This is a genomic window from Corallincola platygyrae, from assembly GCF_039544265.1.
In the GTDB taxonomy this organism is placed as follows: domain Bacteria; phylum Pseudomonadota; class Gammaproteobacteria; order Enterobacterales; family Neiellaceae; genus Corallincola; species Corallincola platygyrae.
Window position 1 is genome coordinate 295,779 of sequence record NZ_BAABLI010000015.1, and the last position, 10,761, is coordinate 306,539.

The 10,761-nt window shown below is 49.4% G+C and carries 6 protein-coding genes; 2 read left to right on the top strand and 4 right to left on the bottom strand.

Going from position 1 to position 10,761, the window contains the following annotated elements; translation table 11 throughout:
* Positions 1 to 215 precede the first annotated feature (215 nt).
* Positions 216 to 3,617, top strand: coding sequence for a starch-binding protein (locus ABEA14_RS13980; protein WP_345340647.1), 3,402 nt, complete (start codon positions 216 to 218; stop codon positions 3,615 to 3,617).
* Positions 3,618 to 3,699: 82 nt separating this feature from the next.
* On the opposite strand, the gene glnG is transcribed toward ABEA14_RS13980, so the two are convergent.
* The 4 genes from glnG to glnA all read right to left on the bottom strand — a co-directional run bounded on the left by glnG (position 3,700) and on the right by glnA (position 8,376).
* Positions 3,700 to 5,121: a nitrogen regulation protein NR(I) gene (gene glnG / locus ABEA14_RS13985; RefSeq protein WP_345340648.1), complete on the bottom strand. Its 1,422-nt coding sequence runs from the start codon at positions 5,119 to 5,121 to the stop codon at positions 3,700 to 3,702.
* A 9-nt stretch (positions 5,122 to 5,130) separates the two neighbouring features.
* A complete protein-coding gene (glnL, locus tag ABEA14_RS13990; RefSeq protein ID WP_345340658.1) occupies positions 5,131 to 6,213 on the bottom strand; it encodes a nitrogen regulation protein NR(II) in 1,083 nt (360 codons plus the stop codon).
* A gap of 89 nt (positions 6,214 to 6,302) precedes the next feature.
* Positions 6,303 to 6,827: a DUF4124 domain-containing protein gene (locus tag ABEA14_RS13995; protein ID WP_345340649.1), complete on the bottom strand. Its 525-nt coding sequence runs from the start codon at positions 6,825 to 6,827 to the stop codon at positions 6,303 to 6,305.
* A gap of 139 nt (positions 6,828 to 6,966) precedes the next feature.
* Complete coding sequence (gene glnA, locus ABEA14_RS14000) at positions 6,967 to 8,376, bottom strand: glutamate--ammonia ligase (RefSeq protein ID WP_345340650.1); 1,410 nt, start codon at positions 8,374 to 8,376, stop codon at positions 6,967 to 6,969.
* Between the two features lie 467 nt (positions 8,377 to 8,843).
* Between glnA and typA the strand changes: the two genes are divergently transcribed.
* Entirely contained in the window at positions 8,844 to 10,667 is a 1,824-nt protein-coding gene (gene typA, locus ABEA14_RS14005; protein WP_345340651.1) for a translational GTPase TypA, read from the top strand.
* Positions 10,668 to 10,761: the final 94 nt, after the last annotated feature.

Below are 10,761 nucleotides of genomic sequence, written 5' to 3' on the forward strand. Positions count from 1 at the left end.
GAAGCTGACCAACTGAAAATGAGATACCAGCAAATGTAAAAAAAATGTGAAGTTTGAATGTCAAATTATTGACATTCAATGTTAACCTAATGTTTATTAGTGAAAAAGGCTCAGTTGATTTACGTCGCTGGCCGGATACTTGTTTATTTGCGTAGTTGGCACTCTAAACGAGAGTGGTACCGGATTTCTTAGTAGTAAAAGGAGTTAGCAAGGCGATGTTTCTCAAGAAGAGCATTACAGCTTTATGTATGGCTGGTGCAGTCTTGTCTATGGCAGGCTGTAAGCAGGATAGGCAGATCGAAGACGAAGTGTTCTACTTCGTTTTACCTGACCGCTTCCAGAACGCTGATACCAGTAACGACCTCGGTGGATTGAGTGGTGACCGCTCACAGACCGGTTTTGATCCTTCAGATATTCGCTATTACCACGGTGGTGATATTGCTGGGTTGATGGAAAAACTGCCGTATCTGGACAACATGGGGATCACCGCGCTGTGGTTGACCCCGGTATTTAAAAACCAAGCAGTACAAGGTGAGTCTGCCGGTTATCACGGCTACTGGACCACTGACTACACTCAAATTGACCCGCACTGGGGCAGTAATGACGAGTTAAAGCAGCTGATTGCATTGGCGAAGAAACGTGACATGAAGGTCTTCTTCGACATCGTTATTAACCATACTGCGGATGTCATTAAGTACGAAGAATGTCATGACGCTGACGGCTATCTACTGGAAGGTCTGGATACCTGTCCTTATAAAAACCGCGAAGATGGCCAGTACACCACCTTCATTCCTGCAGGTCAGGAAGATGTGAAAGTACCGGCGTGGCTTAACAATGTTGAGCTTTACAACAACCAAGGTGATAGCACTTGGGCGGGTGAATCAGCTATCTATGGAGACTTCCTTGGTCTTGATGACCTAAACACGCAGCATCCGGATGTGCTGGCGGGTATGAAGGACATCTTCAAAGGCTGGATCAGCGAATTCAAGATCGACGGTTTCCGTGTGGATACAGTGAAACACGTAGATATGCCGTTTTGGGCAGAGTGGACGCCCGAAATTATGGCTCACGCCGATGCTGAAGGTATCGAAGATTTCTTCATCTTTGGTGAAGTATTTGAAGGTCACCCTAAGGTGCTGAGTACTTTCACCACTGAAGGTGCTCTGCCATCCGTGTTGGACTTTGGCCTTTACTTCCAAATCAAAGACACGGTTGCATCAAACAAGGCAACTGACGGCCTCGCTTGGCTATTCAGCCAAGATGACTATTACACGGATGCTGACAGCCACGCAGGTTTGCTGATGAACTTTGCTGGTAACCACGATGTGGGACGCATCGGTTTTCATATTGATCAGGAAAACCCAACTGCGACAGAAGAAGAACGTTTGGCACGCGCCAAGTTAGCCAACGAAATCTTGTTCTTTAGCCGTGGTATCCCGGTTATCTATTATGGTGACGAGCAAGGCTTCACAGGTTTGGGCGGTGATACTGGTGCTCGAGAGGACATGATGCCTTCTCAGACTCCGGACTATCAGGACTTGCCACTTATCGGTACTGATGCGACGCCTGCTGACGACAACTTCGATCGTCGTCACCCGCTTTACCGTCAGATCAAAAAACTGAGCAAGCTATCTAAAAAACACTCGGCGCTACGTCGTGGTAAACAGTTCGTTCGATACAGCGAAGGTGAAGCAGGTATTTTTGCTTTCTCTCGTGTAGAAACAGAGAAACCTCGAGAGTACCTGGTTGTGCTTAACACTGCCGCAGAAGCCAAATCTGTCAGTCTGGTCGCAACGAGTGCTACCTACCGTCAGGTTTGGCCACAAAAAGGTGCTGAGCTGGCGGCCGATGGTGAAAACCTCGTCGACGTAACTGTTGAGCCATTCAGTGCTGTGGTTTATCGCGCAGATGACTTGATTAAGTATGCGGCTGAAGTGCCAGTGTTGAGCATCTCCGCGCCGGTTGATGGCAGCAAGGTATCGCATCGAGTCAATGTCAGCGCAATGCTTGAAGGGATCGAAGCGGAAGCTTTACCTCTTTACAACGTGACCTTTGAAGTCAGCGTGAATGACGGTGGATTTGAGTCACTGGGCATTGATTACACGCCGGACTACCAAGTCTACTACGATGTTGCTGGCTACGAAGATGGTACCCAGTTCACTTTCCGTGCCACTGTCGATAACTTCAATGGCAGCCAGGCGAGTGCCGAAGTGACCGTTGAAAAGGGTATCCAGGAAGGTATGACCCTTTGGTTCAAGAAGCCTGCTGATTGGGCTGGCGCTAACCTGTACTGGTGGTCTGCCGATCCGCAACCAGCAGTTGATTGGCCAGGTGCGGTGATGGAAGAGATGGGTGATGACTGGTACAAGTTCCAGTTTGAAAACGGCGTGACTGCAGCCAATGTGATTTTCAATGATGGACAGGGTCTGCAAACGGATAACCTGACCGCAGATGGCGATGCCTGTTATGAAAATGGCGGTTGGAGTAATACCTGTGCTTTGCCAGTTCCAGGAATGACGGTTCACTTTAAAAAGCCAGATGGGTGGGGTGATGACATTCACGTTCACTATTGGAACGCCGCGCCTGCAGACAATAGCGCTTGGCCAGGTGTTCAGGCTGAGCTAATTGGCGAAGGCTGGTACAAGTTCCAGTTCCCAGTCAATGTGACTGCTGCTGATCTGATCTTTAACGACAACAACGGTAATCAAACGGCCAATCTGTACCATGATACGGATGCCTGTTACGTCGCAGATGTATGGGATGATAACTGTGTCGCACCCGTTAAGGGATTGGAGTTAGGCTTTGTTGCGCCAGATGGCTGGGGCAGCGAGGTTAACATCTACTACTGGGATGCTGCGAATGCGCCTACCGTTGATTGGCCTGGTGTGCCTATGACTGTGGAGGCTGATGGCTCTTACAGCTTTAGTTTCCCTCTGAATACGACGTCAGCTAATGTGATTTTCAACGATGGCGCGTCTCAAACAGAAAATCTGTTCGCAGATAGAGATGGCTGTTACGTTGTAAACGAGTGGAAGGATGTTTGTGGTGAGCCTGCACTGGAACCGGGGATCACGGTTTATTACAAGGCACCAGAAACGTGGACTGAAGCCTATATCCACTACTGGGCATCAGAAGGTGTTTCTTCGTCTACTGATTGGCCAGGTTTGCTAATGACGTCACTGGGCGGTGGCTACTTCAGCTATCAGTTCGAAGACGGTGTCACCGGCTCTAATATGCTATTCCACAATGGCGCAGGCGAGCAGACAACTGACAGTTTCAGGGCAGGCGATGGATGTTACATCGATGACGCCTGGGTGGACAGCTGTGTACTGCCAGGTATCGAGGTTTGGTTCAAGAAGCCGGATAGCTGGACTGGCGCGCAGGTTTACTTCTGGGGAGTTGAAGGTGCACCTGATAGTTGGCCTGGTTACGCAATGGAAGATGCTGGCGATGGTTGGCTCCGTTACCAGTTTGCCGATGGTGTTCGCGCGGTGGACCTGATCTTCAATGACGCCGCGGATGGTGGCTCTGGTGCTCAAACGGATAACCTATATAGAGACGCCAATGGCTGTTTCGATACGGTTGACGGTTGGACTGACAGCTGCGCACACCCTTAGCCTTGTAAGGGACTTACTTGGACATAAAAAAACGGCCTCAACAGAGGCCGTTTTTTATCATGGAGATAAACCCTGCGAGCTATCAGCTCATGTCCAGCTCTTTGAGTTTACGGGTCAGCGTGTTCCGCCCCCAGCCCAATCGGCGCGCAGCTTCCTGCTTATGTCCGCCGGTATGGCGTAGCGCGGTGGTTAGCATGACGCGCTCGAACTCTGGCAGTGCATCATTGAGAATGTCGATACGCCCGGTAGACAGCTGTTGCTCAGCCCATTGATTAAGCGATTGCTGCCAAGTTAGCGCCGTTACCGGCTCTCCGTCATTGCTAGGTGTTGGTGCTGAAGGTTGCTGTAGCTCAGGTGGCAAATCACTTATCAGAACTTCCTGCCCCGATGCCATCACGGTCAACCAGCGACAAGTATTTTCTAACTGCCTGACGTTACCTTGCCAAGGCAACTGCTCCATATACGCTTCAGTATCTGATGCCAATGTTTTGGTTTCGACACCCAGTTCTTCGGCTGCTTTACGCAGGAAGTACTTGGCCAACTGGGGAACGTCTTCGGAGCGTTCGCACAGTGGAGGAAGGTGAACACGGATCACGTTCAGTCGGTGAAACAGATCTTCACGAAACTTGTTTTGTCTGACCAGTTCTTCCAGATTTTGGTGCGTCGCTGCGATGATCCGGACATCGACTTCAATGGGCGAGTGTCCACCGACGCGGTAGAACTGACCATCGGACAGTACTCGTAATAAACGCGTCTGAATATCCAGTGGCATGTCGCCAATTTCATCAAGAAATAGGGTGCCATTGTTTGCCTGTTCAAAGCGGCCCTGGCGAATGGTGTTGGCGCCAGTGAACGCCCCTTTTTCGTGACCAAACAACTCAGACTCGATGAGATCACGAGGGATCGCGGCCATGTTCAGCGCAATGAAGGACTCTTCTGAGCGGGGGCTGTGACGGTGCAAAGCTCGTGCGACCAGCTCCTTACCCGTACCCGACTGGCCATTAATCAAGACGCTGATTGAAGAACGAGACAGACGACCGATGGCACGGAAAACTTCCTGCATTGCAGGTGCTTCGCCTATTATCTCGGTCTCTGGCAGCTCTACCTCTCGACGGCGGCGGGTTCGGCGATTCTCCTGACTATGAGTGATTGCGCGTTTTACTAAAGCGACGGCTTCGTCTATGTCAAACGGCTTAGGCAAGTATTCGAATGCACCGCTTTGATAGGCTGATACCGCGCTATCGAGGTCTGAATGTGCAGTCATAATAATGACCGGAATATCAGAGCCGACATCATGAATACGGTCTAAAAGTGTTAGGCCGTCCATATTTGGCATACGCACGTCAGAAAGAACAACATCCGGGGTCTGGAAACGTAACTGCTGTAATGCTTCTTCCCCGGACTCGAAGCTACTTACATGGATATCTGCAGCGGTTAGCGCACGCTCGAGTACCCAGCGAATAGAGCTGTCGTCATCGACGATCCAAACCTGTGCGTCAGTCATACTGCTCCCTTATTTCCTGATAGGCAGGTGAATGATGAATTCCGTGTGTCCCGGCCAACTGATGCAATCGATGCGGCCGTCATGTTGGGTCACTAATGTTTGAGAAATAGATAAGCCTAACCCAGTGCCATCAGCTTTACCTGTGACCATGGGGTAGAACAAAGTATCTTGAAGTTGCGGTGGTATACCTGGGCCGTTGTCGGCAATTTTAATTTCGGCCACCAGGCGATAACGCTCGCCGTTTAAAGTCATCTGACTGGCTGAGCGCGTTGTTATATTTATATTGCCTTGCCCCTGCATCGCCTCGACCGCATTTTTGACGATATTTAGAAATGCTTGCTCCAGCTGCTCCGGGTCCATAGCAAAGTCGGGTAGGCTAGGGTCATAATCACGGTTGATGCTGAGTTGCTCTAAACCCTCCATATTGACCAGCTGGATGACTTTCTCCAGCACCATATGGATGTTGTGTTCTGAGCGGGCGGATGGGCGTTGAGGGCCAAGCAATTTATCGACCAGATTTCTAAGACGATCCGCCTGCTCGATAATAACGTTGGTGAACTCTTTTAGCTGAGGATCAGGCAGCTCTTTTTCTAGCAGCTGTGCAGCACCGCGAAGGCCTCCTAAAGGATTCTTAATTTCATGGGCTAAACCGCGAACCAGCTCTCTGGCAGCCTGTTGTTGGCTTGCCTGATAAATCTCATGGTTAATCTTTTTTTGCTGGTCTATTTGTTTCATTTCCAGCAAGGCAAAGCGCTGATCTCCCCTTAGGAAGGGAGAGACAGTGACGTCTACAGCTATGTGGCTGCCATCTAGTTTGACGATAGACACGTCATTGTCGGTAAAGCTATTACCAAGATTTAATGTGTCATTGATTAACTGCGTTTCGAGAGAAAGGTGCTCAAATAAGCTGGGAAGCGATTCACCCAGAAGGCGTCGGGCGCTCTGTTCGAGAAGTTGTTCGCCTGCAGAGTTTATGTAGCGGATCACCAAATGGCGATCCAGCAATATGATGGCAGTGCTCAGGACATCGAGCAGGGTGGTCGTGACCCCTGATAGTGCATTTTTCGATGTCCCGGAAGATTGTGAGAGCACGGTGCGTTCTTCTCCTGAAATTGCACCATTTAGGTGCGAATGCACCTAAACTCTAACACTTCAGAAAGCTTGTCGCACTGTCCTTGTGCTTAGCGAGCCTGGAGTACTGAGGCACGGTGCAGATAAATGATCCGTACCGGTGAAGATGCAATTACCTTGCCTCTTTGATCCAATAGTTCTAACTTTAATTTATGCTCGCCGCGATTCACGTTCATGAGGTGAAACACGGGTTCGTCTTCAGACATGCCCAGAACTTGATCATTTACCTTGAGTCGATAGGAATAACCGTCCTGAATTTCTGGCTCAACCTGGCCGACGACAGACACACGGCCCATATTGTCACGAATGGTAGCTTCGTGCTGAGGCGAGCGAATAGATACTTTAAACGATGCCGTGCCTTTTGGGCCTTTATCCGTTTGGATTACACCATCATTCAAGCGAGGAATTACGTTGGTTCCAACCTTGGGCTGGATCTGCTGTGCTTGACTTCCCTGCACCGGCTTATCTGAGTAATGGACAACGCCGTTGGCATCCTTCCACGTGTAGAGCTTACCTGCGTGTGCGGCAGCTGCTCCTAACAGACACAAGAGCAAGGCTATATTTTTTACGACCATAGCCATTCACCTTTTTTCTACATATGTCTAACTATATTTGGGATCGACTATTTTGTCACCACGAATCGCTCATGTCGAAAAAAAAAGCCCACTTTTCAGTGGGCTTTGTGAGAGTGTTCAAATTACGAGCGGTACATTATTAAACGCTGTAATACATGTCGAACTCAACAGGGTGAGTAGTAGAGTTCAACAACTCAACTTCTGCTTCCTTAAGTTCGATGTATGCGTCGATACTGTCATCGCTGAATACGCCACCAGCAGTCAGGAACTCACGGTCATTATCCAGAGCTTCCAGTGCTTGCTCAAGAGAAGCAGCAACCGTTGGGATAGCCAACGCTTCTTCTGCAGGCAGGTCGTAAAGGTCTTTGTCCATAGCTTCGCCTGGATCGATCTGGTTCTTGATACCGTCGATACCAGCCATCAGCATGGCAGTGAACGCTAGGTAAGGGTTACCAGTTGGATCCGGGAAGCGAACCTCGATGCGGCGAGCTTTCGGAGAAGGTACCACTGGGATACGGATAGAAGCAGAACGGTTACGGGCAGAGTAAGCCAGCATAACAGGAGCTTCGAAACCAGGAACCAGTCGCTTGTATGAGTTAGTTGAAGCGTTGGCAAAGGCGTTGATCGCACGTGCGTGCTTGATGATACCGCCGATGTACCACAGAGCTTCTTGAGACAGACCACCGTACTTGTCACCAGAGAACAGGTTTTCGCCGCCCTTGCTGATTGATTGGTGAACGTGCATACCAGAACCGTTGTCACCAACAATTGGCTTAGGCATGAAGGTCGCAGTCTTACCGTACAGGTGAGCAACGTTGTGTACTACATACTTGTAAACCTGAACTTCGTCAGCTTTCTCTACCAAGCTGTTGAACTTACAAGCGATTTCGTTCTGACCTGACGTTGCCACTTCGTGGTGGTGAGCTTCAACGACCAGACCCATGTCTTCCATTACTACACACATAGCAGAACGGATGTTGTGACCTGAATCTACTGGAGGTACTGGGAAGTAGCCACCTTTAACACCTGGGCGGTGAGCCAGGTTACCGTCAGCGTATTCTTTACCACTGTTCCACTTAGACTCTTCTGAGTCCAGCTTGAAGAAGCTGCCGCTCATGTCAGTGTGGAAACGAACGTCGTCAAACATGAAGAACTCTGGCTCTGGACCAAAGTAAGCGTCGTCACCAATACCGGTAGACTTCAGATACTCAAGACCACGCTTGGCGATTGAACGAGGGTCGCGGTCGTAACCGGCCAGAGTGTCTGGCTCAAGGATGTCACAGCGAACGATCAGAGTAGACTCTTCTGAGAACGGGTCCAGAACAGCTGTCGCTGGGTCTGGCATCAGTACCATGTCTGATTCGTTAATGCCTTTCCAACCTGCGATAGAAGAACCGTCGAACATCTTGCCGTCTTCGAAGAAATCTTCGTCGATTTGGCTGACAGGGATACTTACGTGCTGCTCTTTACCTTTGGTATCGGTGAAGCGCAGATCGATGAATTTTACCTCTTCTGATTTAATCAGCTCGAGTACGTTTGCTACTGACATCCTAGTTAACCCTCCGGTGTCAATGTTTAGAATTGTTTGAAGCTGGGCTTCAAAAGCGAAATCCGTGCCATTATCCTATGCCTTTGATTTTTAAGGCATTGCGTCTATCAGCCTCGCTGAAAACATTAATTGTTGCACCATCTGTGTGCATTCAAATAGAAGAAATGCGTCAAAAAGGTGCGACTAACCAAGTTGGTGCTACTGCGATAGGCGTAACGAGTCGTATACAGATATCACACTTTTTGTAGGGGAGAAATCGTGCCAGCGTGTCAGTTTATTGAAGTCTGCAGATTTTTACTCTCAACAAAATCTATAAGATATTGAATAATAAGGATAAAAATAGAGTTGGTGAAAATCCCTGTATTTTGACTATCTTTTGCACGATTAAAAAATGGGATTTATATCACGTCGCCTATACAATAGGCGCCCTTTAAACAAATCTACATCAATAGAACGGAAGGCCTCAGGTGATCGAGAAGCTGCGTAATATCGCCATTATCGCCCACGTTGACCATGGTAAAACTACTCTGGTTGATAAACTGCTAGCCCAGTCGGGAACACTTAACGAACGTGCCAATCATGGCGAGCGTGTCATGGACTCCAACGAGCTGGAGCAGGAACGTGGTATTACCATTTTGGCGAAGAACACAGCCATCCACTGGAATGATTACCACATCAACATTATTGATACTCCGGGACACGCCGACTTCGGTGGTGAAGTAGAACGTGTATTGTCGATGGCCGATTCGGTACTTTTGTTGGTTGATGCAGTTGACGGTCCAATGCCTCAGACGCGCTTTGTAACGCAGAAAGCATTTGCTCAGGGTCTTAAGCCAATCGTTGTCGTCAACAAAATTGACCGTCCAGGCGCACGCCCTGACTGGGTAATTGACCAGGTATTCGACCTGTTCGACAACCTGGGTGCAACTGACGAACAGCTGGATTTCCCAATCGTATACGCTTCAGCTTTGAACGGGTTTGCTTCACTGGACCCTGATGAAGCAAGCGAAGATATGACACCACTGTTTGAAACCATCGTAGAGAAAGTGGAAGCGCCTGCCGCGACTCAAGACGCTCCTTTCCAGATGCAGATTTCTCAGCTTGACTACTCAAGCTACGTTGGTGTTATCGGTGTAGGCCGTGTAACCCGTGGTGCGGTTAAGCCTAATCAGCAAGTGACTGTTGTCGGTGCTGATGGTAAGCAGCGCAACGGTAAAGTAGGCCAGGTACTGGGTTATCTGGGCCTTGAGCGTAACGAAGTTACTGAAGCGCAAGCGGGTGACATTATCGCTATCACTGGTTTGGGTGAGCTGAAGATCTCTGACACCCTGTGTGACCCTGCTGCCATTGAGCCGCTGCCAGCGCTGAGTGTAGACGAGCCAACGGTAACTATGACCTTCCAGGTTAATACCTCCCCGTTCGCTGGCCAAGACGGTAAGTTTGTGACGTCTCGTAATATCCTTGAGCGTTTGGAAGAAGAGCTGGTACACAACGTTGCGCTGCGTGTTGAGCAGACCGACGATCCAGACAAGTTCCGCGTATCAGGTCGTGGTGAACTTCACTTGGGCATTCTGATTGAAAACATGCGTCGCGAAGGTTACGAGTTGGCGGTATCTCGCCCAGAAGTAATTCTGCGTGAGGTTGACGGTGAAGTTCAGGAACCATACGAAACCGTCACCGTTGACGTGGAAGAAGAACATCAGGGCGCTGTGATGGAGCAGTTGGGTCTGCGTAAGGCTGAAATGACTGACATGCAGCCCGATGGTAAAGGCCGTATCCGTATGGACTTTATGATCCCAAGCCGTGGCCTGATCGGTTTCCAAACCGAGTTTATGACACTGACTTCTGGTTCTGGTCTGCTGTATCACACTTTCGACCACTACGGTCCGCATAAAGGTGGCACGATCGGCCAGCGTACTAATGGTGTTTTGATTGCTAACGCAACCGGTAAAGCACTGACTTACGCACTGTTTAACCTGCAGGAGCGTGGTCGCCTGTTTATTGGTCACGCGACTGAAGTTTATGAAGGTATGTTGGTGGGTATTCATAACCGCTCTAACGACCTGACCGTAAACGTACTGAAAGGTAAGCAGCTGACCAACGTGCGTGCATCAGGTACTGATGATGCGCAGGTACTTAGCCCACCGATCAAGATGACCCTTGAGCAGGCGCTTGAGTTCATCGACAACGACGAACTGGTGGAAGTAACTCCACACAACATTCGTCTGCGCAAAAAGCTGCTGACGGAAAATGACCGTAAGCGTGCAGCGCGTAATAACCCTGCGGACTAAAAGACCCTGTGTGTGCCGTCCTAAAATAAGTTGACGGTTTTCTATTAAGCCAGCGCCAATTCAGCGCTGGCTTTTTTGTGCACTTCTTCAGGCG